A 26,218-nucleotide genomic window follows, 5' to 3' on the forward strand; every position below is an offset into this window, starting at 1 on the left:
AGCCATTTATCCTTCAGCGTGCATTGTCGGCGGCTTAGCCTTATACCCGTTTTAATTTGTTTAAAAATTATAAACTAAATCACCCGCTTCCCTGAAATCAGCCCGCCCGGGCAGCGTCATATTCTCATGACACACAACACACCCTTTTCCGTGGCTTTGCCTCTTTATCGGACAATAATGCGCTGTGACGTTATCAGAAAGCCTTGTTCAGTACAGGCGCGCAGGCACGACGAAGGCCTTCCGGTTATGGCTTTTAATGATTAGTAAAGTTAATTATTTCGAGGCGAAACGGTCTTTTAGGATATTGCTCAAACGCATCTGGCACGATCGCGTGATATAGATCACTCTGGACATAAAGGACTCTGGAAAACGACCATGAAAGTTGGAATCACGAATAACCAGTATCCGGAGCAACGTAATATTTTAGTTAATCCGGAAAACCAGTACATCAATCTGAAAAAGAGCAATCTTTTCTATTTTATCAACCCGTTACGAACCCGATTGCTCAAGAAAAACAAAACCTTTGTCTTTCAGCCTGTGCCTTTTTCAGGGGCAGCGCGGGCTGACATCCTGCATCTGTTTAATGAGGTTGCGATTACCCGACAGAAGTGGGTCGCCTCATTTGAGACTGAGCTGCCGCGCGTGCTGCCGGTGGCTGGCGTAGCCAAGCAGGATAACCCTGAGCTGCAACGCCTGATCCCCTATCTGTTAAAAGACAATTGCCTGGGGCTGATTGCCATTTCCGACGCCACGCTGAACATTCAGATGAAGCTGTTCAAAGCGGATGTCGCCCGGCAGATTCAGCGTAAAACCGTGGTGCTGCATCCGCCACAGACGCTGTTTGTTCAGCAAAAAGCGCCACGCCAGTCGGGAACGCTCAGGCTGATTTTTGCCGGTAACGAGTTCTACCGCAAAGGCGGAGCCGAAGTGGTGCTGGCTATCAGTGAGCTGATTGAAGAGAAGCGGCTGGATGCGTCGCAGCTGGATGTGCAGCTGATTGGTGATCTCGCTAAGCGCCGCAACGTTGCTCACCGCCAGTTCCAGGATGACGAGGCTTTTTACCGCGACATTGAGAATCGCATCAAACGCCATCGCTGCTTTACGCATCATACCCAGATGGAAAACAGTGCGCTGATGCAGCTGTTCCGCCAGAGCGATGCCGGCCTGTTACCGACCTGGCAGGAAACCTACGGGTTTTCTGTACTGGAAATGCAGGCAAATGGCTGCCCGGTGATCACCAGCAACGTGCGTGCATTGCCAGAAATTAACCCGGATAGCGCGGGCTGGGTGCTGGCGAGTTCGCTGAACGCGGACCGTGAATACAGCATTACGTCAACAGAGCAGAAAACGCAGCTGCGACAATCCCTGGTGGAAGGGCTTAAATCCACGCTGCTCGCCATCATCGAACGGCCTGAGATGCTGCAGGAGAAAGGTGAGGCTGCGATTCTGCGCATCAAAGAGCAGCATGATACCGGGCGGTACATTACCCGGCTCAACGATATTTATCGCCGTGGCGTAGTGAATGCCACTTAACATCCTCCTGGTGTCTCAATTTGATTAGATTTCTCTGACGGCGCGCGCCAGACTAGCCATACTTAGCGCAGCGTCCCACTGGAGAACTCTTATGAAAATTATCCTCACTCTGCTGCTGTCCGGATTACTGGGCAGCAGCGCCTTCGCTCAGCCCGCACCGGTTTTTCCGGCCCGCGCGCCCCTGGTTCAGCTGACCCCTGCGGCAGCCCGCTGTGATGTCTCCGCCTGTCAGACCAGCTGTTACGTCGAACAGTCACACTGCAACACCCGTGAAAACGGTGCCTGCAGTTCAGAGGCGCAGATGTGCGTACAGGCGTGTGCCAGCCAGTGTAAATAATTCATTTCAGTGAAGAAGCCTTTAGTTGCCAATGAAAAAGTCTGTGTTTTATTTTGCTTTACTGTCTCTTTCTGCCAGCTGTGTTGCCGCCGATCTCTCTTCACAGCAGGTCACTTCTCTGGTTAAAGCCGCGATCGAACCGCTGATGGAGCAGCAGGCGATCCCGGGCATGTCGGTGGCGGTGCTTTACAAGGGCCGGGCGCAGTTTGTGAACCTCGGCGTGGCCGATCTCGCATCAGGCCGCCAGGTGACGGAAAATACGCTGTTTGAGCTGGGTTCGGTGAGCAAAACGTTTACCGGTACGCTGGCAGGTATCCTGATCCGCAACGGTGACATTCGCCTCAATGATCCCGTACAGAAATACTGGCCGCAGCTGACCGGTGAACAATGGCGTCCGGTGAGGATGCTGCACCTGGCGACCTATACCGCTGGTGGCTTACCTTTACAGCTGCCGGATGAGGTTACTGATCAGGCTTCACTGCTGCGCTTTTATCAGGAATGGCAGCCAAAAGCATCACCAGGCACGCTTCGTCAGTACTCTAACGCCAGTATCGGTCTGTTTGGCTCGCTGATGGTGAAGGGGGATTATGAGCAGGCGATGACGCGCAATGTGTTTCAGCCGCTGCGGCTGACGCGCACCTATATCACCGTGCCGCCCTCGATGATGCTGGACTACGCGTGGGGCTATAAAAAGGGTCAGCCGGTTCGGGTTTCCCCCGGCATGCTGGATGCCGAAGCGTACGGCGTTAAATCCACCGCGCGTGACATGCTGACCTTTATGCAGGCCAACGTCGATCCTAATCGCCTCTCCTCGGGCAACACTGTGTTGCGTAATGCTATCCGCACCGCACAGTCGCGCTATTTCAAAATCGGCAGTTTCTGGCAGGGACTGGGCTGGGAGATCTATGATTTGCCTGCCACTGCCGACACCATCATCAGCGACAGCGACAATGGTGTTGCGTTACAACCGCGGCCAGCGACCCTGCTAAATCCGGTCGGGCCCTCACTGAACGCCAGTTGGGTGCATAAGACCGGTGCCACCAATGGATTCGGTGCTTATATCGCGTTTATCCCTGAGCAGAACAGCGGCATCGTGATGCTCGCCAACAAGAATTACCCCAATCCGCTGCGCATAAAGGCCGCCTGGCAGATTCTGCAGGCGTTACATCAGGGCACGCCTTAATACCTATCTGCTTACTCTGCGACGGGGTAAGGCTGGCACCTCCTGTTCATTTGAGCTAAAATAAAAATCAAATGAACAGGAGGGCTGCTATGTCCATCGCCATCTATACACCCGCTCAGCATCGTCGCGATACGTCGTTGCTGCACGCACTGAACCTGCCGGATACGCTGCCCGATGCGCACCAGCGTATTGCAGTGGGGTTCAGCAGCGGCGTGCTGAAACGCACGGCGTCATTGTCCACCTTTGACGAAGGCTGGCTATGCCGTCTGGCGGGCATTGACCGCACCACCTATAACCGCAAAGTGAAAGATCCCGATCAGACCTTTTCGCCCGACCAGAGCGGACGCATCTACATGCTGATTCGTGTTCTCTCTGCCGCCAGTAAACTGTTCCGCGACGACAGGCAGCGCCTGGTGCAGTGGCTGGAAACGCCGGCTAAAGCGCTGGGAGGTAAAAAACCGGCGGAAATGACCACCACGGTAGCGGGTGCAGAAGCGGTCATTAACCTGATTGGTCAGCTTGAGCATGGCGTGATTACCTGATGGCGGTGCCTTTTTACCGTCTGGTGAAGCGTGAATATGCAATGACCGCTTTTGATGGGTTTGGTGCCCGTACTTATGGCGGGCGCTGGAACTCTGTGGGCACGGTTTGTGTTTATATGGGATCGAGCCGGGCGCTGTGTGTGCTGGAGGCCTTAGTGCATCTCACCATTCACGATCTGGCGCATGACTACGCTATGCTGGCGATTAGTGTGCCAGAGGCTCTGATCACCGAGCTCTCGCTGTCGGCATTGCCCGACGACTGGCAGACTGATCCTGCACCCGCCTCTACACGGCAGATTGGAGACGACTGGCTCGCCAGCCCGGACAACGGCCTGGTGCTCAAGGTGCCCAGCACGCTGACCGGTGAGTGGAATGCGTTATTCAATCCCCGTCATCCGGCGGCGGCCGGCATCGTCAGCAAGGTGGTGGTGGAGCCGTTTTTCTTCGATCCGCGCTTCCGGCTGCAGTAGGGCGCTAACAGGCTTTCCCGGTCACCTCGCGCAATCTGAACAGGCACACCAATGCCATTCGGTTGCCACCGTGGCGACTGGGTAACGAAACGAAAGAAAGCGGGACAAAAAAATGGCCGCATAACGCGGCCATCGGGATATTGTTACAGCGTGCCGGTACCGCCATCAGAGCACCAGACCTGACCGGAAGAGTAGCTGCTTTCGGTTGAGGCCAGCGTGACATAGAGCGGGGCGATTTCAACCGGCTGGCCCGGGCGACCCATCGGTGAATCGGCGCCAAACTGTTTCACTTTCTCCATTGGCTGTCCACCGCTGGACTGCAGCGGCGTCCAGTAAGGACCTGGGGCAACAGCATTGACCCGGATACCCTCGCCACCCAGCTGTTTAGCCAGTGATTTCGTAAAGGCGACAATGCAGGCTTTGGTCTGCGCATAATCCAGCAGAATATCGCTGGGTTTAAACGCCTGAACCGAAGAAGTATTAATAATGGATGCACCGCGTGGCAGATATTCCAGCGCCGCTTTGGTGATCCAGAACATGGCGTACACGTTAGTTTTAAAAGTCGCATCAAAATCTTCCGTACTCAGGGTACGGATGGACTCATTAAATTGCTGACGACCGGCGTTATTTACAAGAATATCCAGGCCGCCTAATTTATCGGCTGCGTCTTTAACCAATTGCTGACAAAATTCTTCAGAACGAATATCGCCCGGAATAGCGAAAACTTTACGGCCTTCCGCTTCGATTAATTTAACCACTTCATCAGCGTCGGGCTGTTCTTCAGGCAGGTAATTGATCACTACGTCTGCGCCTTCGCGGGCATAAGCGATAGCTACCGCGCGGCCAATGCCGGAGTCACCACCGGTGATAAGCGCCTTACGGCCAGTCAGTCTGCCTGTGCCGCGATAGCTGGTTTCACCGTGATCGGGAACCGGGATCATTTTGCTGGCCAGGCCTGGTGCCTGTTGTGGCTGATCCTCAAAAGGAGGTTTAGGGAATTGATCCAGATCGAGCGTCTTGTTAGTGGGTGTCGCCATTGTATGCTCCTTGAACAACGTTATCTGAGACATTAAGCCTGGCACAAATGTGATATTTGTCACATCTGACTGCTGATTCATTGAGCAGGTAAAACCAGAAGAAATTAATAATGCTGATAAAGCGTAGTCATGAAATCAGAAAACTGTGCCGGAGCCTCCGATTATTTTTCTGCGCGGGAAGGGGATATTTAAAACGAAGCGTGGCGGGTTTTGGTTATTATTACAGCGAATAAAGCGCATCGGCAGAAATAAAAAAAGGCGGTTATCCGCCGCGTACTGAACCCCGCCAGACGACATCCACCGGGTATATTCTGCGCTCCTGCTGCTGTTCATTCTTCGGCATCAGTGTCTCCGGTTGCGCTTCCGTCTCCACCAGCCAGGCAATCGCATCGCGGGCGAACTGCTCCACCGGCTGCGCGAAGGTGGTGAGGTTGTAAGAGGACCAGCCCGACTGCGGAATATTGTCGTGCCCCATGATGCAGAGATCCTCCGGAATACGCAGCGCAAAGCGGTGACGCGCTTCATCCATAAAGCCACAGGCGAGCAGGTCGGTGGCGCAGTAAACCGCGTCAGGGCGAACTTTTCGGGTCAGCAGACGCTGAGCCAGAATCTGTCCGCTTTCATAGGAGGTGGAGCCGAAGCGTTCGACCTGAACCGCGACGCCCGCTTTCTGGGCTGCGGCCAGAAAATCGGCTTCGCGCTTCAGCAGGCTGGGTGTTCCCGCCAGCGAATTCACGAAAGCGATGCGGTTGCAGCCCGCCCGCACAAATGCGTTGACCGCCATTTCCGCTGCCGGGCCGGAGTCGAGATTAATATTGAGCGTACCGGGCAAAGACTCATCGCGATTAATCAGCACCAGGTGCTGGCCATGTTTGTAGCAGAGGCGGGTAATGCCGCTGTCAGGCATACCTGAAAGAATAATGGAGGCGTCGGCGCGAAAATTAATCGCCTGTTGCAGCGCGGCGGAAACGCGCGCATCCGAGCGGTCGGTGTTAATCAGCATCGCCACTTTTCCCGCTTCCTGCAGGTACTGGGTCATCCAGCGCACCAGGCTGGCACGGTAGGGCGTATCCACTTCGGAGGCAATTAAACAGACAATGCCGCTGCGGTTGCGAACCAGACCCCGTGCCAGATGGTTGACGTGATAGCCCAGCTCTTCTGCCGCTTTCATCACCCGCTGACGGGTGGCCTCCGACACGCTGGCACCTGGCGTAAAGGTGCGGGAGACCGCTGAACGGGAAACGCCCGCCCGGTCTGCGACATCCTGTGCGCTTACCACCGCTTTAAGCTGCTGCATCTTATTTCCCCGTCCCACCGTTGTCTGCACTGAGTCTGCCTGAAATTGCAAGGCTGTGCAAAACATGGCTGCACGTAAAGTGTTTCAAATTTGTGACAGCGCCTGACAATTGCGTAACAACCGAATTGACAGTGTCAACAGCTCGCCGTACTACTTTGCGCATACGTTTGCACACATGTGCAATAGCTGGCGCACCTGCGTCATCCAGCCCCAGGAGAACATCATGCGTTATTCCTATCTGCTCGCTGCTGTCATTGTCTGCCCTATGATGCCGTTTGCTGCCTCGGCGGCCGGCCTTAACATGATCTGCTCAGCGGATGTGGTGGTGTGTGAACAGATGACCACGCTGTTCAGCCAGAGCCATCCTGATATCAAACTCAGCATGGTGCGGCTCTCTGCCGGTGAAGCCTATGCCCGTATCCGCAGTGAAGCACGCAATCCCCGTACCGATATCTGGTGGGCCGGCACCGGGGATCCGCACATGCAGGCTGCCGAAGAGGGCTTAACCCAGGCCTATAAATCCCCTTTGCTCGATCAGCAACAACCCTGGTCACAAAAAGTGGCGGAAATCTCCGGTTATCGCACCGTGGGCGTCTACGCCGGTGCGCTGGGCTGGGGCTATAACACGAAGCTGCTGGCGGAGAAAAAGCTGAAGGTCCCGGCCTGCTGGGCTGACCTGCTCGACCCGGGTTTTAAAGGTGAGATTCAGATCGCCAATCCCAACTCCTCCGGCACGGCCTATAACACCCTGGCGACGCTGGTGCAGATTATGGGTGAAGACAAAGCCTTCGATTATCTGAAGAAGCTTAACGCCAACATCTCGCAATACACCAAGTCCGGCTCTGCGCCGGTCAAAGCCGCTGCGCGCGGTGAAACCACCCTCGGGATTGTCTTTATGCACGATGCCGTAGCGATGGAAGTGGATGGCTTCCCGATTAAGCCCGTCGCGCCCTGTGAAGGCACTGGCTATGAGATTGGTTCAATGTCGATCATCAAAGGAGCACGAAATCTGGCAAATGCCAAAGTCTGGTATGACTGGGCGCTGAGCGCTGAGGCGCAATCACACATGAAAGAGGCGAAATCGTTCCAGCTCCCTTCCAACCGTCAGGCGGAGATCTCTGAATATGCGCCGCGTTTCGAGAACATCAAACTGATCGATTATGACTTCAAAACCTATGGCGATTCGGCAAAACGTAAAGCGCTGCTGGGCCGCTGGGATAAAGAGATTGGTGCCAGCGCGCAATAACAGTGGGGTTGTCCCGGCCGCCTGAGCCGGGCCGTTGCCAGACCGCGGTGGCGTAAGCCTGATGCCCGCTTCCTGATCGAGGTAATTTATGAATGCGCACAATCGTCGCTTAACCGCGGCGCTGCTGGCGGGCGCCGTCGCGCTGACGCTGCTGCCCTGGTACAGCCTGGAGCAGGGCTTCTTCAGCGGGGAGTGGCTGTTCAGCTTATGGACCGATGAGAACAGTGCACCGGCGCTGGGGCAGCTCGCGTTACGCAGCTGGCTGAGTATTGCTGTCGCGCTGTGGCTGCTCTCTGCGGCCAGCGTCTTTCTGCCGCCGGGCCGCACGCGTAGCACGCTCCTGCTGCTGTTCAGCGTCACGGGCATCCTGTTTCTGGTGCTGGAAGGGCATGCCATTGGTTTCAGTGGCTGGAACTGGCTGTGGCTGGAACATATCGCGGGTCCGCAGGCATTGGGCCAGCCAGCAATGGGCGCGGGCGCGCTGCTGCTGCTGACCGTGTTTTTGCTGATCTTTGCGTTTGCCCTGGCGGAGCGGGGTGTGCTGAAAGGTGATGCCTTTGTCGTGGCGTCGATTGTACTGCTGGTGGCGCTGGTGACCACCTTTGTGCTCTATCCGGTGCTGAGCCTGTTTGTCGCCTCGGTGCAGGATATTGATGGCAGCTTCAAACCGGATGGGCTGATTGCCAATATGCAGGACCCTGCGATCTGGAGTCTCTCCTGTTTCACCGGTGGCACCTGCGGCACGGCGTGGCGCACGCTGGGACTGGCGCTGATGACCGCCAGCGGTTCGACGCTGCTGGGGCTGGCGTTTGCGCTGGCGGCTACGCGCACGTCGCTGCCGTGCAAGAAAGCGCTGCGGATGCTGACCATTCTGCCGATTATCACGCCACCGTTTGTTATCGGACTGGCGCTTATCCTGCTGTTTGGCCGCTCCGGTGTCGTAACAGAATCACTGGCAACGCTGTTCGGCATCGAACCGGGCCGCTGGCTCTATGGCCTGACCGGCATCTGGATTGCGCAGGTGCTGTCGTTTACCCCTATCGCTTTCCTGGTGCTGATTGGCGTGGTCGAGGGTGTCAGTCCGTCACTGGAAGAGGCCTCTCAGACGCTGCGCGCCAGTCGCTGGCGCACCTTCTCCCGCATCTCGCTGCCGCTGATGGCGCCCGGTCTGGCCAACGCCTTCCTGATCAGCTTTATCGAAAGCATGGCCGATTTCGGTAACCCGATGGTGCTGGGTGGCAGTCATGGCGTGCTCTCCACCGAAATCTTCTTCTCTGTGGTCGGCGCACAGAACGACCCGAGCCGCGCGGCGGTGCTGGCGATGATCCTGCTGGGCTTTACGCTGACCGCTTTTCTGGTGCAGCGCGTCTGGCTCGCCGGAAAAAGCTTTGCCACCGTCACCGGCAAAGGCGACGGTGGCCGTCACGTGATGCTGCCGCGTCCGGTGCGCTACAGCGTCTATGGCATGGTCATCCCGTGGGGACTCTTCACGCTGGTGATCTACGGCATGATCATGATTGGCGGCTTTGTACAGTCGTGGGGGCTGAATAACAACCTGACGCTGGATCACTACATTCGCGCCTTCAGCGTCAGCATCAATCAGGGGCAGCTGGTCTGGCGCGGCGTCGCCTGGAACTCCTTCTGGACCACGCTGGAGATTGCCCTTATCGCTGCGCCGCTCACGGCCATTGTGGGGCTGCTGACGGCCTGGCTGATTGTGCGGCAGAAGTTTGCCGGCCGTCAGACCTTTGAATTCATGCTGATGCTGAGCTTCGCCATTCCCGGCACGGTCATCGGCGTGAGTTATGTGATGGCGTATAACCTGCCGCCGCTGGAGATGACCGGTACCGCGATGATCCTGATCGCCTGCTTTGTCTTCCGCAATATGCCGGTCGGCGTGCGTGGCGGGATTGCGGCGATGAGCCAGCTGGATAAAAGCCTGGATGAAGCCTCATTAACCCTGGGTGCTAACAGTTTTCGGACGCTGCGCAAAGTGGTGCTGCCGCTGCTCAAACCGGCGATCAGCGCCGCGCTGGTCTATGCCTTTGTGCGGGCGATAACCTCGATCAGCGCGGTGATTTTCCTGGTCAGCGCCCAGTACAACATGGCGACCTCTTACATCGTCGGGCTGGTGGAGAACGGTGAGTATGGCGTCGCCATTGCCTACTCGTCGGTATTGATTGTCGTGATGCTGCTAATCATAGGCCTGTTCCAGCTGCTGGTGGGCGAACGTCGCCTGCGCCGTACAACCCAACCGGCGGTGATGGTTGCCGCACCCTCTGCCTCCACACTGACTCAGGAGAGAGCCCTATGACGACCATTAACGCCGGATCGGTGGTGTTTGAACATGTCGCGAAGCGTTTTGCTGGTTTTACCGCCGTGCCGGATCTGTCGCTCACCGTAGAGCCAGGCACGCTGGTGACGCTGCTCGGGCCGTCCGGCTGCGGCAAGACTACCACGCTGCGGCTGCTGGCCGGGCTGGAGCATCCCACCTCGGGAAGGATTCTGATTGGCGGCAAAGAGGTAACGCATCTGCCCGCTAACGAACGGGATGTGGCGATGGTGTTTCAGTCATACGCGCTGTTTCCCCACATGAACGCTATCGACAACATTCTTTACGGGCTGCTCTCCTCGGGCATGAACAAACGCGAAGCGCAGGACAGGGCGCGTGAGGGGCTGAAGCTGGTGGGGTTAGAGAGTCAGGGAGAGCGGTTGCCGTCTGAACTTTCTGGCGGACAGCAGCAGCGTATTGCGGTAGCGCGTGCGCTGGTGCTGGAACCGCAGGTGCTGCTGCTCGATGAGCCGTTGTCGAACCTTGATGAGCGTCTGCGCCGTCGGGTGCGCACCGATATCCGTGATTTGCAGCAGCGGCTCGGATTTACGGCGGTCTATGTCACCCATGATCAGGAAGAGGCGCTGGCAGTCTCCGATAAGATTATTGTCATGAAAGAGGGGGATATTGCCCAGCAGGGCGCGCCGGAGACGCTTTATCATTCGCCCAACTCGGTCTTTATTGCGGACTTTATGGGGGAAGCCAATATTCTGCCCTGTGAAGTGGAGCAGGCGGATGCAGATGACGCACTGGTTCGTCTGGGTAACCAGCGCTTTCGGGTGCGGGGTGCGGGCGCTAAAACCGGCAGTGCCCAGCTGGCGGTGAGACCCCAGTTTATTACGTTGTCTGGCGATGGCCAGGGCGCGTTGCAGGGTGAAGTGATCCACAGCACCTGGCTGGGTGACCATATTGAATATGAAGTCGCGACCGAGCTGGGCGCGTTGTTCATTATCGATCCGCAGATGGAACAGCGTCTGCCTCTCGCCACCCTGGTAGGCGTCAACTTTAAGCCGCAGGGCCTTGCCCTGATTGCCCGTTAATCTGATTAACCCGAGGAGTTTGCATGGCATCGCATGATGAAATAATGGCGCGACTGGCTTTAGCGGAGGCTGTGGCCCGCGAAGGTGGCGCGACCGCGCTAGCCTGGTTTAACCGTCGCGACACGCTGGTGGTAGAGACCAAGTACGATTTGCAGGATGTGGTGTCAATTGCCGACCGTGAAGTAGAGCAGTTGATCGCCAGCCGCATAAAGGATGCGTTTCCCGATGATGGCTTTCTGGGTGAGGAGTCGGGGCTGCAGGCGGGACACTCTGACTACACCTGGGTGGTTGATCCGATCGATGGCACCAGCCCGTTTCTCAATGGGATGCCGAGCTGGTGCGTTTCGGTGGCAGTGCTGCGTGGCGATGTGCCGGTTATCGGTGTGATTTTCGCACCCACTTATGAGGAGTGCTATGTGGCGGCACTGGGGCAGGGCGCGACGCTGAACGGTCGTCGTCTGCAGGTTGATCCCACCCGCACACTGCAAAACCATGTTACCGGCTTTGGCGCTAACAGTTATGTCAGTCCGCAGCAGGTTGGCGAGATTGTGGCGGCGCTGCTGTCGGCGGGCGGTAACTTTATCCGCATTGGTTCGGGCGCGCTGATGCTGGCGTGGGTCGCCGCCGGTCGGGTTGTGGGATATTACGAACCCTATATGCACGCCTGGGATTGCCTGGCGGGTTACTGTCTGGTGAAAGAGGCGGGCGGCTGGTACCACCCGTTCAATACCGAAGGCGACCGCATCATCAAAGGGGCGCAGGTTCTGGCCGTTGCTCCCGGCGCCGAAGCAGACCTTAAGCGTATTGCGGGTTTGTGACCCTGTCACGCTGACTGCTTTAATGGCGGTCAGCGTGAGTCTATTACCCTGAGCGCTTTCGTCAGATAGTGACGCTGCATCCCGGTCTCTGGAAAGTCGGGCAGGGACATCTGCTGCTGATACCCCTGCTTCTGATAAAACGGCAGAGCCTGAAAGCTGAAGGTATCCACCAGCGCAAAGAGACATCCCCTCTTAGCCGCCTCCTGTTCCGCGGCTTCCATCAGCACGCGACCCAGACCACTGCCACGCACAGTTTCGTCCACCCAGAGAAAATCAATGCAGAGCCAGTTGCCTTTGCGCGAGGCGATGACTCCACCGCGCAACACGCCTTCTGCATCTTTATGATAAACCGACAGCGGGCCCCAGTTCTCGCGGCTGATAAACTGCCGGTTGTAAGCGCCTAATCCTGCCAGCAACGCGTCCCGATCATTATCGTTTTCCTGATGGGTAAGGGTAAATGTGCGCATTCTGTTCCTCTTCTATTTGCGTGTTTTTATCCCCTTAAAGGGATATTTTACCATTTATCCTCTGTAGGGTATAATAGGCAAATTATCCCTTTGCGGGTATAATCTCTTTTTATCCCCTGTAAAGGATAATGCATCTGCGTTATGCTGACAGCCTGTGATCCTTAAGGAGTCACCCCATGATATACAGCCCGATACAGCTGGCAAACCAGCTCAAGTTTATCCGCCAGCGCAATGGCTGGACGCAGAGTGAGCTGGCAAAAAAGGTCGGCCTGAAACAGGCTACCATTTCTCATTTTGAAAATGCGCCTGACAGCACCTCACTGGCCACGCTGTTTAAGCTGTTACAGGCGCTGGAAGTGAGTCTGGCCGTTCAGGAAAAAGAGGCGGTCACGGCGACTCATTTGCATGATGAGGATGAGTGGTAATGCAAAGGCTGATTGCGTGGATGAACGGCGAACGGGTGGGTGTACTGACATGGCAGCGAAACGGCACCCATGCGTTTCAGTATGATACCGGCTGGCTGAGTAATCCGCTCTCCCGGCCGCTGTCACTCTCAATGCCATTGCAGGTTAAGGCGATCACATCACACGCTGTGATTAACTTCTTCGATAACCTGCTGCCGGACAGCCCACTGATTCGTGAGAGAATCGCAGCGCGTTACCAGACTCAATCCTGTGAGCCCTTTGATTTACTGCAGGAGGTGGGACGTGACACCGTCGGAGCAATCATGCTGTTGCCGCCCGACAGGCCATTGCCTGCCGTGCAGGCTCGTTATGAGGTGCTGGATGAAGCCCGGCTCGAAAGCGTACTGTCGGCCAGGTACGATATTCCGCTGGGAATGTTGCATGAGGAGCCCGATTTCCGCCTCTCAGTTGCGGGTGCACAGGAGAAAACCGCGCTGCTGCTGACGCAGGAAGGCTGGAGCATTCCTGCCGGTGGCACGTCTGCCTCACACATCATTAAGCTGCCAGTCGGTGAGATTAAACAGCCGACCGCTACGCTGGATATGCGTGAAAGCGTAGAGAATGAGTATCTTTGTCTGACGCTGGCCCGCGCACTCGGTATCAATGTGCCGCAGGCGACCATTATCCGGGCCGGAAAGATGCGCGCCCTCGCCGTTGAACGCTTTGATCGCCGCTGGTCACGTGACAAAACCCGGCTGATTCGCCTGCCACAGGAGGATTTCTGTCAGGCGCTGGGACTGACCTCGTCAACCCAATATGAATCGGATGGCGGGCCGGGCATCGCAGAGATCATGCAGATACTGATGGGATCACGTCACGCCATTGAAGATCGCTATCGCTTTATGATGTTCCAGGTGTTTCAGTGGCTGATTGGTGCCACCGACGGTCACGCCAGGAATTTCTCACTGTTTATTGAGCGCGGCGGCAGTTACCGTCTGACCCCTTTTTATGATGTGATCTCCGCGTACCCGGTGCAGTCGGGTTCCGGCATGAACACGCAAACGCTGACACTGGCGATGGGGCTGGGTGCCACTCAGGAGAAGAGGACGGAGATCGACAAAATTTACCCGCGCCATTTTATCGCCACGGCGAAGCAGGTGAGTTTTGATCGTGACAGCCTGCAGCAGATCTTTGACTTCTTCATTAAAGCGCTTCCCCAGGCAATCGTTTTGGTGCGTGATGCGTTGCCGCCCGACTTTCCTCAGCATATCGCCGACGCCATTTTCAGCCATGCATTGATTATGCTGGAGCGGTTACGGCATGGAGAGTGAGGGCACGGAGCTGGCACTATGCTGAAAAGCCAGTCTGCCCATGTCTCGTTAAAAGCGGGTCAGCTATGCTTATCTGACAGGCATAACAAAGGAGTATGGGTATGAAGTGTCCGGGATGTGAAGGAGAGGCGTTTGTTTACGCCACGCGTGATGTCAGTCTCAATACCGGTAATCCGGATGATGTTGTGCACGATGTGAAGGGCGATCACTGCATCCGTTGCGGGGCTGTGATCATGAATGCCGGCACGGCAGAGCAGTATCCCGAAAAGGCTGAAGCGCTGGAGAATGCCGGCGTTCCCATCAAATAATATCAGGAGCCCGCGTAAAGCGGGCTCTGCTTATCGCTTTATGTACTCTTCTGATCGGCTCACTCTTATTGGGTCCTGCGTCGCTGACCATTTTGTCGCCGGTCCCGGCGAACAATGTTTCCTGCGACGAATCACCCATAAAAAAGCCTGCACAAGGCAGGCAAATCGTTATAAGGGAATGTCCATCTTTTGATAACACGCAACGAGTAAGTTGTGTGATGGTGGCACCCTACAGGAGAAACATTAGGTTTACCCTGGGAACGGGAACCTGACTCTGTCAATGCGGACACTGGAGTGCGTTATGGATGCCAATCGCTATGCCCTGGAAGTCATTGCTTCACCGCCGGTGTTTCCCGGTGTCGCCAGTCCTGTGTTGTCTGATGAAACGCTGCATCGTCGTCTGGCCGCTATTATTCAGCGCATGCAGGAGCAGAAGATTGCACAGCTGATTATCTATGCCGACAAAGAGCACGGCAGCAATTTTGAGTATCTGGCGGGATTCATTCCTCGCTTCGAGGAGGCGCTGCTGGTGGTGAATCAGCAGGGCGCTCTCACTTATATCATGGGTAATGAGAATCTAAAGCTGGTGCCTTTTGCCCGCAATCCGGGGCGCTGTCTGCATGCGCCGCTCTTTTCGTTGCCTAATCAGCCGATGCGCGGTGAGCAGCCACTGGATCAGCTGTTAAATGAGGCCGGGATTGTCGCGGGAGAACGCACCGGGCTGGTGGGCTGGAAGTTGTTTACCGGCAGGCAACAAGGAATGTGTGATTTGCCGCAGTTCGTTTACGCTGCAGCGGCGCAGGCGACGGGCAGTGATGCGCTGCTGGTTAACGCGACCGGGCTGTTTATTTCGCCGGATAACGGTGCGCGCTGCGTGAATTGCGCCGATGAAGTGGCGTTTTATGAGGCTGGGGCAAATCTTGCGTCAACCGCCATGCTGGCTGCGCTGGATAGCGTAGAGCCAGGCAACACGGAGAAGGCGTTAGGCGCACAGCTTAACGCAGAAGGTCAGCCTAATACGGTGATGACGATTGCGGCAACCGGCGATCGTTTTGCGCATGCCCGGCTTTATCCATCGGATAAACAGCTCGTCACTGGCGATAAGCTTTCTCTTACTACCGGCTATAAAGGCGGGCTGACAAGTCGTTCCGCTTATGTAGTCAGCGAGGCTTCTGAGTTACAGTGTAACGTTTCGGACTGGTTAACCCGTCTGGCGATCCCCTATTATCATGCGGTGGTCAGCTGGCTGGAAGATCTGCACATCGGTATGACCGGCGGCGAACTCTATTCACTTATTGAGAGCGTGTTGCCCAAAGCAGAGTATGGCTGGCATCTGAATCCGGGGCATCTGGTGGCTGACGAGGAGTGGTTAAGCTCACCTGTCTATCCCGACTCTGCCGTGACACTAAAGAGCGGTATGCTGCTGCAGATTGATATCATCCCGTCGGTGCCGGGTTACGGAGGCTGCAGTATTGAGGATACGGTCGGGCTGGCAGATGCGGCATTGCGTGATGAGCTGGCGCGCGCTTATCCGGATGTCTGGCAGCGTATGACGCAGCGCAAAACCTACCTGGCGGAGGTGCTGAGGATCCGGTTGCCGGAGGAGGTGATTTTGCTCTCAAATACGGTAGGGTATTTACGCCCTTTTTTACTGGATAAGCGCCGCGCGCTGGTGCGTCAGTAGACGATTACCCGGCCTGACGAGGCCGGTAATAATTTGTAAAATTTAACTGAGAGTAAAACAGAGGCGCATCTGTCAGGATACGCGCCTCAGAAAGTTCCTGGTTGCTCTCATTCGATGAAATGGTTTACCAAAAACGCGGTTTTGTTTGCCTGCAAAACCTCTCTTGCCGCGTTTATCGCACTCTCTGTCGCACTCTTTCTTAACTTCGAAAAACCCGCCTGGGCGCTGACCACCGTTTTTGTCACGTCACAGCTTTATGCGGCATCGACCGTCTCGAAATCACTGTTTCGTCTGATGGGCACGCTGCTGGGCGGCATCTTCATTCTGCTGATCTATCCTGAAACCGTGCAGTCACCCGTATTGTTCAGTCTTTGTGTGTCACTGTGGGTAACGGTTTGCCTTTATTTTTCTCTGCATGACCGCACGCCGAAGAGTTATGTTTTTATGCTGGCGGGTTACAGTGCGGCGATTATGGGCTTTCCTGATGTGGATACGCCGTCGGCGATTATTAATACCGTCATTTCACGTATTGAGGAGATTACGCTGGGTATCCTCTGCAGTACGCTGGTTCACCGGCTGGTATTTCCGGTTTCGATGCACCATCTGCTGGGGCAGAGCGTTAATCACTGGTTTCTCAACGCGCGCAAACTCTGTGATGAACTGATCAGCGGAATGGCGAAGAACAAATCGCTGGAGCGGGAAGATATCCTGATTCAGATGGCGGGCTATCCGCTGAATGTTGAAACATTGCTGACACACTGTGTTTATGAGGGCGAAGCGGCGCGTAATGTCATCCGTCTGGTCAGCGTGCAGTATCAGCATCTGAGTTATCTGCTGCCGACGCTGACCGCGATTGAGTCACGGCTGGGCGTACTGGCCGAACTGAACATTCGTTTTCCGCCGTGCGTCACCGACGTGTTTCAGGAATTTCTGTTGTGGCTGCATCATGACCGTATTAACGATATTGCCGGACTGCGTGAGGCGATTGCCTCCAGTCAGGCGACGCTGGAAGAGGAATGGCGGGCAGGGCGTCTGCTAACTGAAGAGAGTCTGCTGCTGATTGGTCTGCTGGAGCGGCTGGCTAACTTTGTACGTATTGCCGATGCCTATGAAAATGTCAGCGCGCGAGCCGGGGATCTCTACAGCCACGGGGATGGGGCGGCGATCCGCAATATCCGGGAACATCGTCATATTGATAAAGGCCTGCTGCGGTTGTCCGCGCTGACCGCTTTTCTGGCCACCTTTCTCTCCAGCCTGTTCTGGATTGGCAGCGGCTGGGCCGATGGGGCGAATGCGCCTTTGATGGCGGCGATTATCAGCTCTTTTTTCGCGGGTGTTGATTCCCCGGTGACGCCGATGAAGCTCTTCGTGAAAGGGGTGGTGATTGCACTGGTGGTCAGCCTGTTTTATATCGCGTTCCTGATTCCACAGGCCAATACCTTACAGGCGTTGATGATCTGTCTGCTGCCTGGCCTGATGCTGCTAAGTCTGGTTATCGCTAATCCGGCAACCAATATGGTGGGGCTGAGTGTCGCTATTCAGATCCCCGGCTTTATCGGCTTAAGCCATCACTATGTGCCAAACCTGATCGTCACGCTGAACGCGGCCATCTCCTCAATGGTGGGGATTATGTTTGCTGTGGTGCTGACGGCGTTGATCCGCAATAAGCGGCCCTCCTGGATTGCCAGAAGAGCGGTGCAACGGGGACTGCGCGACCTGTTAGGATTTATCAAAATGGTGGAACGTAATTCCGCCACGCTGCTGTCACGGCAACAATTTATTGCCCGAATGCTCGACAGGGTGAACATTATTTTGCCGCGTAAGCGTCTCGATCCTGTGCCGGATATCGTGGTGGGTGGGTATCTGATTACCGAAACCTGGCTGGGTGCTAACTGTTATGACTTTTACGCACGATACAGGGAAGTGCTGGAGAGCCATCGGATTGATAGCGGTCAGATGTTTCACGAGCTGGCGCTTTATCTAAAACGCAAAATGAAGTCACTGCAATTATCACCGCATCAGGATCTGCTGGATGAACTGGATCTGTTACTGTTGCGGATAGAGAAAATTGCCCGCGAGGAGAGTGCAGCTGTCGCGCCATTAATCCATCTTTTTAATATTCGGGTATCACTTTTTCCCCATCAGCGCTGGCCGGAGTAACAGGGGCTGGCTGGTGGTGTTTCGAACCGGGATTGAAGTGTAGTAAAGAGAATACTTTTTAGTTACATCATACATTAGATCTTAATTTAAAAAAGATGTCAGACAGGGTGCCTGTTTGTCATGTCTTACAGTAAAACGAGCCGGGATGATAGGAAAACGCTGGGGTGGATTGCTGAGTAAAGCGGACATTATACCCATTTAAAATCAGTGTGTTGCATACTTTTTCATGTCAGCCTGACACTGTTGCCGTCATTTGGGGATTCGTCAAATTCGCATCACGCAGCGGCTGAAACCCGCAATAAGAGCAGGGTGCGCCTGGCGCATTACAGGCTGAGAGAATTAGCTGTTTACCTGTGGCTGTAACTGATAAATCCACGCAGTGTAATACTGGTTATCCCCGGCAGTTACGCGAACTTCGACGCGATCATAGCCATCTTCAAACGCATCCAGCATTGCCCAGTGCACATCCAGCTGCTCAGAGATAAACAAGTATCCTGGTACAGCGGGGCCATGTTCATCCAGAACAATGCCAGGAAAATCAGCCGCTGCACCCCAGCCACGCTCATAGAAGGTGCCGTTTACCGAGCCGGCCAGCCATTCGCCGCCAATGTTTTCAAGAATATGGGCATTCTCGCGGCCCGGACAGAGCGTGCCATAGACAAATAAGCGTTCCATTTTTCCTCGTTTTCCAGACTCAAAGCCGGTTACTTTAACGCGTTGTGATAAATTCTGCAGCCCTGACGTCACGCCAGTTATTCAGAATTGACGTAGCAGCGCCTGCGGAGCACAAAAATTCTACAGCTGGTGCCCGCATCCCGGTCCTGGAGCACACATTTAAAACAGGAAAGCCGTCGTTAACAGCCTGAAGGCTGTATTAGCAAATTACAGCTTTTAAGCTGTTATATTGCTTTAACAGCTTTTAGAGTGTATTTTGATTAAACAGCGTACAGGCTGTATCACCTGTTAAAGCGGTCAGCGCACGATGAAAAATGTCTATCCGATAAAAACACTCAGCCAGTTGCGTCCTTTGCTTATTGGTTTTCGCAAAGCAAATGGACTGACGCAAAAAGATCTGTCTGAACGATTAGGCGTCACTCAGCAGACTTATGCGCGTCTGGAAGCCAACCCGGCCAGAGCCAGCATTGAACGCCTCTTCAAAATCTTCACACTACTGGGCGTGGAGATGACTCTCTCTTCGGGAATAAGCTCATCCGCAGGAAAGCCGACAGAAGAAAAGGGGACGTTAGAAAATTCACCTGCGAGACGGGAGAAGTGGTGACGCTATGAGCCGGAGACAGCAGCGTTTAGTGATATGGATGAACGGTATCCAGGTTGGATTCTGGAACAAAAGCAAAGGAGAAGATACGCTGCAATATCTTCCTGAATGGAGTGCCGACGCGCAAGGAAGACCGTTATCGCTCTCTTTGCCTTTTACCCCCGGCGATCAAATCTGGCGCGGAAATGTGGTACGTGACTACTTTGATAATTTATTACCGGATAGTGAAGGGATTCGCAGGCGTCTGGCAATGCGGTATCAGGCAGAAAGTCTCGACCCTTTTGACCTGTTGACCGAGTTGGGAAAAGATTGCGTAGGCGCGATACAGTTACTGAAAGAGGGCGATGAACCCACGGATTTATATTGCGTAAAATATCGGCCGCTCTCTGAATCAGAGATCGCAATGACATTGCGAAATACCACGGCGGCATCATTACCCGGCAGACAGAGTGATACAGGCGACTTACGGCTATCCATTGCCGGTGCGCAGGAAAAAACAGCGTTATTATGGCATGACGATCGGTGGTGCAGGCCTGAAGGGAATACGCCAACGACGCATATTTTCAAGTTGCCGCTTGGCCTGGTCGGCAATATGAAAGCTGATATGAGTACATCCGTGGAAAACGAATGGCTCTGTTCGCTGCTACTTGAACAATTCGGCATCCCGGTCGCAAGAACAGAAATCGCTCAATTCGAAGATCAGAAAGTCCTGGTGGTTGAACGTTTTGACCGCAAATGGTCAGGTGACCAGCGGTGGATCATTCGTTTACCTCAGGAAGATATGTGTCAGGCTGCGGGGATGTCACCATTACGCAAATATCAGGCCGACGGCGGGCCAGGTATCTCTGAAATTATGGAGATTCTGAGTCATTCAGATCACGCAGAACAGGACAGATTGCATTTCTTTAAAGCGCAGATAATTTTCTGGGTACTGGCGGCCACAGATGGCCATGCTAAAAATTTCAGTATTGCGATAGGGCCTCAGGGGCATTATTGCCTTACGCCACTTTATGATGTTTTATCGGCATGGCCGGTCATCGGAAATGGCAATAATCAGATAGCCTGGCAAAAATGCAAACTGGCGATGGCCGCTCGCGGCAGCAGCAACTATTACAAACTCTACAGAATACAAAGACGGCACTGGATTAACCACGGTGAGCAGACCGGCCTGAGTAAAAAGCAGGTTGAGATGATGATGGATGAAATAATTTCTGACGCACCGGACGTCATCGAGCGTGTTCGCGCTCAACTGCCAGATCAGTTCCCGTCAGAACTGGCAGAACGCGTGTTTGATGGCATAACGCAGCAATGCAGGCGTCTGGCCGGAAATTAGCGCCGATTAAAATTTCCCACTGAACACAGTGTCAGAAGAGAACAGGCTGAGAGGTGCAACACGGCAACGCAGATGTTTATCGATTACAGCCTGAATGATGAAAAGACGGAGAGATTCATTGTCAGACAGAATCATCAGGCATCCGCAGAGATTCCCTAGGAAAGGTGGAAAACAGGATAAGACAGACACCTGACCAAAGAGCGCATAATGTATATTATGTTAAATAAGAGATTAACAGTGCACTTATCGCTGTGATACTGCGTCATTCATTCCTGTACTTCCGACCTGCAGTTACGTTACTGCCACTGCCCTGCACCTTCATAGTGATGCCTTCAAACAGATCGCCTGAAAACCCCGAACAAGGATGCAGTCCGGGGTTTGTCATCAGATTATTTCAGATGCGAACGCAATGCTTCACCCGCCTGGTCAATGGCTGTTCTGACTGTCGGTTCCTGGCTCAAGGCGTTCAGCAAACCGAAGTCATGAATAATGCCATTGTACCGTGTAACGGTCACCGGCACGCCTGCTGCATCCAGCTTACGACCGAATGCTTCACCTTCATCCCGTAATACGTCCAGCTCTGCAGTCTGAATCAGCGTTGGCGGTAACCCCTTCAGCTGTTCAGTGCTGGCGCGCAACGGCGATGCCAGAATGTTATTACGATCCTTTTCCGACGTCGTGTAGTTATCCCAGAACCACTTCATCATGTTCTTCGTCAGGAAATGTCCGTCAGCAAACTGCTCATATGACGGCGTGTCGAAACGCGCATCGGTAACCGGCCACAGCATCACATCATAACGGATAGCTGGCGTTTTAAACTGCTTCGCCTGTAACGCAACTGCCGCCACCATGTTACCGCCAACGCTGTTACCAACCAGCGCCAGACGTTTTCCGTCAACGCCAATTTCAGCACCATGGTCGGCGACCCATTTAGTGGCTTCATAGGCCTGAGTGATTGCCACCGGGAAATGGGCTTCTGGCGAAGGTTGATAGTTAACGAATACCGCTGCAGCACCGGATGCATTCACCATGTCACGAACCAGACGTTCATGGGTTGGAAAATCGCCCAGCACCCATCCGCCGCCGTGGAAGAACATAAACACCGGCAATGTGCTGCTGGCGTGCTCAGGTCTAACGATGGTCAGCGTCAGAGGCTTGCCCATTACAGTAATGATCTTCTGTGAAATCTGTGCCGGCGGCAGTTCTGCGCCCTTCTGTGCTCCGGTCAATACTGCCCGGGCATCGTTGACAGAGAGTTGCTCAATTGGTTTACCCGTTCCGCTGTTGAGCGCTTTCAGAAAGGCGGCAACACCTACGGTCGGTTGCGGGCTGTTTTCAGTTGGCGCAGCAAACGCGCTACTTATCTGGCTGCTTAACAGTAATGCACTGGCGATCAGTTTCATTTTCATTACAGGACTCCGATTAACTTGCTATTTAATAGTGTGCTATCTGGTTGATCGGACAATGACACGGCACCTCTTCAATGTAAACAACTAAATAGCGCGCCATTTAAATGGCAGAACCAGCCTTCCTAGAAATCATCGGGGTTAACGTGGCAAATTGCAGCTATCTGTATCGAATTGCAGTCATTGAGCGCTAAATTTCAGAAGCGGAAAAATCCTGAATTGATCCAGCTCTCTGCTCAGCACTGAACACCTGGTGCCCTGCTTTGGCTGCCAATCGCGGTTAATTCAACCTGGCGGCATTTTTCTCTGATCAACTTTTATCGCATAAATGCCGGACTATTAATTAAAAAAACAACTCTTGTATGATGTAACTAAATAGATTAATTCCCTCAGAAATTTCACATTTACCGCGGCTGATTTTCGCTTTGGTCTCAGGCCCTTTACTCTCTCTGCACTGCTACACGACTTCAACCAATCAATAAAGGAAACATTGATGAAAACATCATACGCTTTGATCGCAACATTACTGATGGCCTCTGGCGCGTCCGCTATCGCAGCTCAGCCCGCTGCCGCTAAAAATCCGCTGAGCGTACACGTTCTTAATCTGCAAACCGGTCAGCCTACCGCGGGCATCGAAGTCGAGCTGGATCAAAAGCAGCAGGATAACTGGGTAAAACTGGCCTCCGGCGTTACCGACAACAACGGTCGTATCAGCGCCCTGTTCCCGCAGGACAAGATGGCCAGTGCGGGCAGCTACCGTGTGGTGTTTAAAACCGGTGACTTCTACAAAAAAACCAATCAGAAAACCTTCTTCCCGGAGATTCCGGTTGAATTCAACATGGAAGCCAGTGGCGAGCACTACCATATCCCGTTACTGCTGAGCCCGTTTGGTTACTCAACCTATCGCGGCAACTAATCTGCTAATCCGGCACTCAGGTGCCGGATTCCCCCGCGACGCGCGCCGGAAAACACGCCACCAGCCAGTCGATAAACACCCGCAGCCGTTGCGTTACGTGCCGGTTTTGCGGATAAACCAGATGAAACGGATAACCCGCAGGCCGCCAGTCGCGCAGTATCTCCACCATATCGCCCTGCCGCAGAATCGACGACAGTGAATAACTGAACGTCTGAATGATCCCCAGCCCGGCCAGACCCGCCGCCAGGTGTGCATTACTTTCATTAACGCCAATGCGATGCGCGCTGGTGATCTCTGTTTTCTCACCCTGACGTTCAAACTTTAGCGGAAACGGTTTGCCGGTTTGCGGCGAAAGATAACTCACCAGCCGGTGCCCGTTGCGCAATTCATCAGGGTAAGCAGGAATCCCAAATGCTTTGAGATAGGCGGGTGTCGCGCAGGTGATCAGCGTGGCGTGCCCTATCAGACGCGCCACCAGTGAGGAATCGGCCAAAGGACCGCCACGAATGACACAGTCAATGTTGTCGCTAATCAGATTAGCCGGGCGGTCCGAGACGCCAAGATCCAGCGTAATGTCCGGATAGCGGGCAAAGAAATCGGGCAGCAGCGGAATAAGAATATCCCGTGCGGTAGACCCGCCGATATCAACGCGTAACTGCCCGCGCGGTTTACTGCGCCGCGCATTAAAACAGGCATCAATATCCTCGAGATTGTGCAGGATACGCAGTGCTTTCTCATAGTATTCCTGCCCTTCTGCGGTGACGGTCACGCGCCGGGTGGTGCGTTGCAGTAGCCGCACGGAGAGATGTTGCCCGTTCGTGGGCGCTGGATCTGAAAGATCGCGGCATCCGGGTCAATGTCGTGAGTCCCGGCCCGGTTCGTACGCCTGGGTTGGGTGATCTGGTGAGTGAAGAGCAGCGTCAGGGTCTGTTTGATGCGCTGGCGGCACAGATACCGCTTGGCCGTCTGGGTGAACCACAGGAGATTGCCCGTACCGTTGCGTTTCTGGCGTCTGATGCCGCCAGCTTTATTAACGCGACAGAGCTGTTTGTCGATGGCGGCATGGCACAGGTCTGAGGTTTAAGCCAGCCTGAACGCTGCCACAACAGTGATAACCCGAAATCCCGGTTCAGCCAGACCAGCACAGCCTGGCTGGCTGACCGCTAGCCAGTCACTCCCTGTTTCATAACCCGAAGGAAAAGCTGCGATCTCTCCGTCGTCCGGCACGCAGTCATAAAATGTCACGTTGCAGTCATCCCGTCCGGTAAATCCCCGCTATAGTTATTGCCTGTCACGTCCGTCATAACACCATGGAGATAACATGAGCCAACTTTTTTCCACTGTCTCGCTAGGCGAACTTACGCTGGATAACCGCATTGTGATTGCCCCGATGTGCCAGTACTCCGCTGAAGCAGGCAATGCGACCGCCTGGCATCGGATCCATCTTGGCCAGCTCTCCTTTTCCGGCGCCGGTCTGATGATTATTGAAGCCACTGCCGTTGAGGACATTGGCCGTATCTCTCCCGGCGATCTCGGTTTGTGGAATGATGATAATGAAGCCGCACTAAAAACAGTTCTGGATGATGTGCGCCGCTACTCCTCTATCCCGATTGGTATGCAGCTGGGCCATGCGGGACGTAAAGCGTCGTGCGCGGTTCCCTGGGAAGGCGGTAAGCAGATTGCACCCGATGCAGGCGGCTGGCAAACCGTAGCCCCGTCGGCACTGAGCTACAGCGCGGATGAAGTTAAACCGGTTGCCATGAGCATTGACGATCTGCAGCGGGTAAAAAAGGCTTTTGTTGAGAGTGCCCGCCGTGCAGTGCGCCTGGGTATTCAACTGATTGAAGTGCATGCCGCGCACGGCTATCTGCTGCATCAGTTTCTGTCACCGCTCTCGAATCAGCGCAGCGATGAATATGGCGGTTCGCTGGAAAATCGACTGCGCTTCCCGCTGGAAGTCTTCAAAGCCGTTCGTGAAGCCGTCCCGGCTGCCGTGCCGGTCGGCGTGCGCATTTCCGCGACTGACTGGGTTGAAGGCGGCTGGGAAATCGAGCAGTCGATCGCCTTCTCCCGTGAGCTGGAAGCGCTGAACTGCGCCTATATTCACGTCTCAAGTGGCGGCCTGTCGGAAAAACAGAAAATCAGCGTCGGACCCAATTATCAGGTGCCGTTCGCCCGCGATATTCGTGAGCAGGTGTCGATTCCGGTCATTGCGGTTGGCTTAATCACTGAGCCGCAGCAGGCAGAAGATCTGCTGCAACAGGGCGAAGCTGACCTGGTGGCGCTGGCGCGAGGAATTCTCTATGACCCACGCTGGCCGTGGCACGCAGCGGCCGCGCTGGATGGCAAAGTCCAGGTTCCGCCGCAGTATCTGCGTTCTGAACCGCACGATGTAAAAGGCATCCTGACGCAGGATCAGTAATGCTAAACGGGCAGACCGCATAAACGGCGGCTGCCCGCTCTCTTATAAAATGCCTTTCAGCCGCAGATGCTGCAGTAGCATGATAGTTTTGGCATCCACAATCTCACCCTGATCAATCGCCTGCAGTGCCTGGTCGAAACCGAACTCCAGCACCTCGATATCCTCGCCCTCTTCCGCTATTCCGCCGCCTTCCCCGCTGCGCTGTTGATCGTCATACTCAGCAATAAAGAAGTAGAGTTTTTCCGTCACTGAACCGGGGCTCATAAAAGCCTCAAAAACCTTTTCTACGCGACTGACGCGAAAGCCCGTCTCCTCTTCCGCTTCGGCAACAATACGCGCTTCCGGCGAGGCGTTATCCAGCAGACCAGCGGCCGCTTCAATCAGAAAGCCATCATGCCCGTTCAGAAAAACCGGAAAGCGAAACTGCCGGGTCAACACGACTGTGCGTTTATCACGGTTATAGAGAAGGATCACCGCGCCGTTTCCCCGATCGTAGGCTTCACGGCTCTGCTCCTGCCAGCGTCCATCGCTGCGCAGTAGCGAGAAGGTGTACTTCTTCAGGGTATACCAGTTATCTGACAGCAACTGCTCGTTGATGATGCGTACGCGGGGATGATTCTGCTGCATGATACTCTCCGGGATAAGTGGACAGCCCACACGCTATCATGCACAATCG

The 26,218-nt window shown here is 54.7% G+C and carries 24 protein-coding genes and 2 pseudogenes; 19 read left to right on the forward strand and 7 right to left on the reverse strand.

Features of this window, described 5'->3' with window-relative positions; genetic code table 11:
- Positions 1 to 375 precede the first annotated feature (375 nt).
- The 5 genes from EE896_RS09540 (at position 376) to EE896_RS09560 (ending at position 4,065) form a co-directional block, all read left to right on the forward strand.
- Positions 376 to 1,533: a glycosyltransferase family 4 protein gene (locus EE896_RS09540; RefSeq protein ID WP_140915599.1), complete on the forward strand. Its 1,158-nt coding sequence runs from the start codon at positions 376 to 378 to the stop codon at positions 1,531 to 1,533.
- A gap of 91 nt (positions 1,534 to 1,624) precedes the next feature.
- Positions 1,625 to 1,870, forward strand: coding sequence for a hypothetical protein (locus EE896_RS09545; protein ID WP_140033433.1), 246 nt, complete (start codon positions 1,625 to 1,627; stop codon positions 1,868 to 1,870).
- A gap of 31 nt (positions 1,871 to 1,901) precedes the next feature.
- Positions 1,902 to 3,053, forward strand: coding sequence for a class C beta-lactamase (ampC, locus tag EE896_RS09550; protein WP_078804409.1), 1,152 nt, complete (start codon positions 1,902 to 1,904; stop codon positions 3,051 to 3,053).
- A gap of 89 nt (positions 3,054 to 3,142) precedes the next feature.
- A complete protein-coding gene (parS, locus tag EE896_RS09555) occupies positions 3,143 to 3,595 on the forward strand; it encodes a type II RES/Xre toxin-antitoxin system antitoxin (RefSeq protein ID WP_003853631.1) in 453 nt (150 codons plus the stop codon).
- Complete coding sequence (locus EE896_RS09560; protein ID WP_140033435.1) at positions 3,595 to 4,065, forward strand: RES family NAD+ phosphorylase; 471 nt, start codon at positions 3,595 to 3,597, stop codon at positions 4,063 to 4,065. Before parS ends, EE896_RS09560 begins: the two co-directional genes overlap by 1 nt.
- A 143-nt stretch (positions 4,066 to 4,208) precedes the next feature.
- Here EE896_RS09560 and EE896_RS09565 read toward each other — a convergent pair whose 3' ends face one another.
- Positions 4,209 to 5,102: an SDR family oxidoreductase gene (locus EE896_RS09565; RefSeq protein WP_003853629.1), complete on the reverse strand. Its 894-nt coding sequence runs from the start codon at positions 5,100 to 5,102 to the stop codon at positions 4,209 to 4,211.
- 262 nt (positions 5,103 to 5,364) lie between these two features.
- Positions 5,365 to 6,399, reverse strand: coding sequence for a LacI family DNA-binding transcriptional regulator (locus EE896_RS09570; protein ID WP_003853628.1), 1,035 nt, complete (start codon positions 6,397 to 6,399; stop codon positions 5,365 to 5,367).
- A gap of 223 nt (positions 6,400 to 6,622) precedes the next feature.
- On the opposite strand from EE896_RS09570, the gene EE896_RS09575 reads away from it, so the two are divergent.
- The 4 genes from EE896_RS09575 to EE896_RS09590 all read left to right on the forward strand — a co-directional run bounded on the left by EE896_RS09575 (position 6,623) and on the right by EE896_RS09590 (position 11,835).
- Complete coding sequence (locus tag EE896_RS09575) at positions 6,623 to 7,645, forward strand: ABC transporter substrate-binding protein (RefSeq protein ID WP_140033437.1); 1,023 nt, start codon at positions 6,623 to 6,625, stop codon at positions 7,643 to 7,645.
- An 88-nt stretch (positions 7,646 to 7,733) separates the two neighbouring features.
- Positions 7,734 to 9,959 (forward strand): ABC transporter permease, encoded by a 2,226-nt coding sequence (locus tag EE896_RS09580; RefSeq protein WP_039660224.1) that lies wholly within the window; start codon positions 7,734 to 7,736, stop codon positions 9,957 to 9,959.
- Entirely contained in the window at positions 9,956 to 11,017 is a 1,062-nt protein-coding gene (locus EE896_RS09585; protein WP_003853623.1) for an ABC transporter ATP-binding protein, read from the forward strand. Before EE896_RS09580 ends, EE896_RS09585 begins: the two co-directional genes overlap by 4 nt.
- A 23-nt stretch (positions 11,018 to 11,040) precedes the next feature.
- Entirely contained in the window at positions 11,041 to 11,835 is a 795-nt protein-coding gene (locus tag EE896_RS09590; RefSeq protein WP_105099176.1) for an inositol monophosphatase family protein, read from the forward strand.
- A gap of 29 nt (positions 11,836 to 11,864) precedes the next feature.
- Here EE896_RS09590 and EE896_RS09595 read toward each other — a convergent pair whose 3' ends face one another.
- Entirely contained in the window at positions 11,865 to 12,302 is a 438-nt protein-coding gene (locus EE896_RS09595) for a GNAT family N-acetyltransferase (RefSeq protein WP_140915598.1), read from the reverse strand.
- 176 nt (positions 12,303 to 12,478) lie between these two features.
- Here EE896_RS09595 and hipB point away from each other — a divergent pair, with 176 nt between their 5' ends.
- From hipB to EE896_RS09620, 5 genes are all read left to right on the forward strand, one after another.
- Positions 12,479 to 12,727: a type II toxin-antitoxin system antitoxin HipB gene (gene hipB, locus EE896_RS09600; protein ID WP_003853619.1), complete on the forward strand. Its 249-nt coding sequence runs from the start codon at positions 12,479 to 12,481 to the stop codon at positions 12,725 to 12,727.
- Positions 12,727 to 14,037: a type II toxin-antitoxin system HipA family toxin gene (locus EE896_RS09605; RefSeq protein WP_140915597.1), complete on the forward strand. Its 1,311-nt coding sequence runs from the start codon at positions 12,727 to 12,729 to the stop codon at positions 14,035 to 14,037. Before hipB ends, EE896_RS09605 begins: the two co-directional genes overlap by 1 nt.
- Before the next feature lie 101 nt (positions 14,038 to 14,138).
- Positions 14,139 to 14,345, forward strand: coding sequence for a type II toxin-antitoxin system MqsA family antitoxin (locus EE896_RS09610; RefSeq protein ID WP_003853616.1), 207 nt, complete (start codon positions 14,139 to 14,141; stop codon positions 14,343 to 14,345).
- 301 nt (positions 14,346 to 14,646) lie between these two features.
- A complete protein-coding gene (locus EE896_RS09615; protein WP_140915596.1) occupies positions 14,647 to 16,029 on the forward strand; it encodes a M24 family metallopeptidase in 1,383 nt (460 codons plus the stop codon).
- Between the two features lie 114 nt (positions 16,030 to 16,143).
- Positions 16,144 to 18,189, forward strand: coding sequence for an FUSC family protein (locus EE896_RS09620; RefSeq protein ID WP_140915595.1), 2,046 nt, complete (start codon positions 16,144 to 16,146; stop codon positions 18,187 to 18,189).
- A 339-nt stretch (positions 18,190 to 18,528) separates the two neighbouring features.
- Here EE896_RS09620 and EE896_RS09625 read toward each other — a convergent pair whose 3' ends face one another.
- A complete protein-coding gene (locus EE896_RS09625) occupies positions 18,529 to 18,864 on the reverse strand; it encodes a gamma-glutamylcyclotransferase family protein (protein WP_105099181.1) in 336 nt (111 codons plus the stop codon).
- 307 nt (positions 18,865 to 19,171) lie between these two features.
- Between EE896_RS09625 and EE896_RS09630 the strand changes: the two genes are divergently transcribed.
- Both EE896_RS09630 and EE896_RS09635 read left to right on the forward strand, forming a co-directional pair.
- Complete coding sequence (locus EE896_RS09630) at positions 19,172 to 19,468, forward strand: helix-turn-helix transcriptional regulator (RefSeq protein ID WP_003853607.1); 297 nt, start codon at positions 19,172 to 19,174, stop codon at positions 19,466 to 19,468.
- 4 nt (positions 19,469 to 19,472) lie between these two features.
- Positions 19,473 to 20,798 carry a type II toxin-antitoxin system HipA family toxin gene (locus tag EE896_RS09635; protein ID WP_039660233.1) on the forward strand — a complete coding sequence of 442 codons (1,326 nt, stop codon included), beginning with the start codon at positions 19,473 to 19,475 and terminating at the stop codon, positions 20,796 to 20,798.
- A 389-nt stretch (positions 20,799 to 21,187) separates the two neighbouring features.
- Here the strand turns inward: EE896_RS09635 and EE896_RS09640 are convergent, their stop codons facing one another.
- Positions 21,188 to 22,207 carry an alpha/beta hydrolase gene (locus EE896_RS09640; protein ID WP_140915594.1) on the reverse strand — a complete coding sequence of 340 codons (1,020 nt, stop codon included), beginning with the start codon at positions 22,205 to 22,207 and terminating at the stop codon, positions 21,188 to 21,190.
- 490 nt (positions 22,208 to 22,697) lie between these two features.
- Here EE896_RS09640 and uraH point away from each other — a divergent pair, with 490 nt between their 5' ends.
- The gene (uraH, locus tag EE896_RS09645) at positions 22,698 to 23,120 is read left to right on the forward strand and encodes a hydroxyisourate hydrolase (RefSeq protein WP_008925192.1); all 423 of its coding nucleotides are present in this window, start codon (positions 22,698 to 22,700) and stop codon (positions 23,118 to 23,120) included.
- Between the two features lie 16 nt (positions 23,121 to 23,136).
- On the opposite strand, the pseudogene EE896_RS09650 reads toward uraH, so the two are convergent.
- Positions 23,137 to 23,928: pseudogene (locus EE896_RS09650) on the reverse strand (LysR substrate-binding domain-containing protein); the annotation flags it as partial.
- Between EE896_RS09650 and EE896_RS09655 the strand changes: the two are divergent.
- Both EE896_RS09655 and EE896_RS09660 read left to right on the forward strand, forming a co-directional pair.
- Positions 23,913 to 24,197, forward strand: a pseudogene (locus tag EE896_RS09655) (SDR family oxidoreductase); the annotation flags it as partial. The pseudogenes EE896_RS09650 and EE896_RS09655 overlap by 16 nt on opposite strands.
- 244 nt (positions 24,198 to 24,441) lie before the next feature.
- Positions 24,442 to 25,542, forward strand: a complete 1,101-nt coding sequence (locus tag EE896_RS09660) for an NADH:flavin oxidoreductase/NADH oxidase (protein ID WP_008925189.1) — start codon at positions 24,442 to 24,444, stop codon at positions 25,540 to 25,542.
- Between the two features lie 42 nt (positions 25,543 to 25,584).
- On the opposite strand, the gene EE896_RS09665 is transcribed toward EE896_RS09660, so the two are convergent.
- The gene (locus EE896_RS09665) at positions 25,585 to 26,169 is read right to left on the reverse strand and encodes an NUDIX domain-containing protein (protein WP_140915593.1); all 585 of its coding nucleotides are present in this window, start codon (positions 26,167 to 26,169) and stop codon (positions 25,585 to 25,587) included.
- Positions 26,170 to 26,218: the final 49 nt, after the last annotated feature.

It is taken from the genome of Pantoea eucalypti (assembly GCF_009646115.1).
GTDB classification, from domain to species: domain Bacteria; phylum Pseudomonadota; class Gammaproteobacteria; order Enterobacterales; family Enterobacteriaceae; genus Pantoea; species Pantoea eucalypti.

Coding starts and splice junctions, on each gene's coding strand:
- ampC (WP_078804409.1), top strand. CDS start 1,902: ATGAAAAAGTCTGTGTTTTATTTTGCTTTACTGTCTCTTTCTGCCAGC.
- EE896_RS09665 (WP_140915593.1), bottom strand. CDS start 26,169: ATGCAGCAGAATCATCCCCGCGTACGCATCATCAACGAGCAGTTGCTG.
- EE896_RS09615 (WP_140915596.1), top strand. CDS start 14,647: ATGGATGCCAATCGCTATGCCCTGGAAGTCATTGCTTCACCGCCGGTG.
- EE896_RS09630 (WP_003853607.1), top strand. CDS start 19,172: ATGAAAAATGTCTATCCGATAAAAACACTCAGCCAGTTGCGTCCTTTG.
- EE896_RS09560 (WP_140033435.1), top strand. CDS start 3,595: ATGGCGGTGCCTTTTTACCGTCTGGTGAAGCGTGAATATGCAATGACC.
- EE896_RS09585 (WP_003853623.1), top strand. CDS start 9,956: ATGACGACCATTAACGCCGGATCGGTGGTGTTTGAACATGTCGCGAAG.
- EE896_RS09635 (WP_039660233.1), top strand. CDS start 19,473: ATGAGCCGGAGACAGCAGCGTTTAGTGATATGGATGAACGGTATCCAG.
- EE896_RS09565 (WP_003853629.1), bottom strand. CDS start 5,102: ATGGCGACACCCACTAACAAGACGCTCGATCTGGATCAATTCCCTAAA.
- hipB (WP_003853619.1), top strand. CDS start 12,479: ATGATATACAGCCCGATACAGCTGGCAAACCAGCTCAAGTTTATCCGC.
- parS (WP_003853631.1), top strand. CDS start 3,143: ATGTCCATCGCCATCTATACACCCGCTCAGCATCGTCGCGATACGTCG.
- EE896_RS09625 (WP_105099181.1), bottom strand. CDS start 18,864: ATGGAACGCTTATTTGTCTATGGCACGCTCTGTCCGGGCCGCGAGAAT.
- EE896_RS09620 (WP_140915595.1), top strand. CDS start 16,144: ATGAAATGGTTTACCAAAAACGCGGTTTTGTTTGCCTGCAAAACCTCT.
- EE896_RS09575 (WP_140033437.1), top strand. CDS start 6,623: ATGCGTTATTCCTATCTGCTCGCTGCTGTCATTGTCTGCCCTATGATG.
- EE896_RS09580 (WP_039660224.1), top strand. CDS start 7,734: ATGAATGCGCACAATCGTCGCTTAACCGCGGCGCTGCTGGCGGGCGCC.
- EE896_RS09660 (WP_008925189.1), top strand. CDS start 24,442: ATGAGCCAACTTTTTTCCACTGTCTCGCTAGGCGAACTTACGCTGGAT.
- EE896_RS09570 (WP_003853628.1), bottom strand. CDS start 6,399: ATGCAGCAGCTTAAAGCGGTGGTAAGCGCACAGGATGTCGCAGACCGG.
- EE896_RS09605 (WP_140915597.1), top strand. CDS start 12,727: ATGCAAAGGCTGATTGCGTGGATGAACGGCGAACGGGTGGGTGTACTG.
- EE896_RS09595 (WP_140915598.1), bottom strand. CDS start 12,302: ATGCGCACATTTACCCTTACCCATCAGGAAAACGATAATGATCGGGAC.
- uraH (WP_008925192.1), top strand. CDS start 22,698: ATGAAAACATCATACGCTTTGATCGCAACATTACTGATGGCCTCTGGC.
- EE896_RS09540 (WP_140915599.1), top strand. CDS start 376: ATGAAAGTTGGAATCACGAATAACCAGTATCCGGAGCAACGTAATATT.
- EE896_RS09610 (WP_003853616.1), top strand. CDS start 14,139: ATGAAGTGTCCGGGATGTGAAGGAGAGGCGTTTGTTTACGCCACGCGT.
- EE896_RS09545 (WP_140033433.1), top strand. CDS start 1,625: ATGAAAATTATCCTCACTCTGCTGCTGTCCGGATTACTGGGCAGCAGC.
- EE896_RS09640 (WP_140915594.1), bottom strand. CDS start 22,207: ATGAAAATGAAACTGATCGCCAGTGCATTACTGTTAAGCAGCCAGATA.
- EE896_RS09590 (WP_105099176.1), top strand. CDS start 11,041: ATGGCATCGCATGATGAAATAATGGCGCGACTGGCTTTAGCGGAGGCT.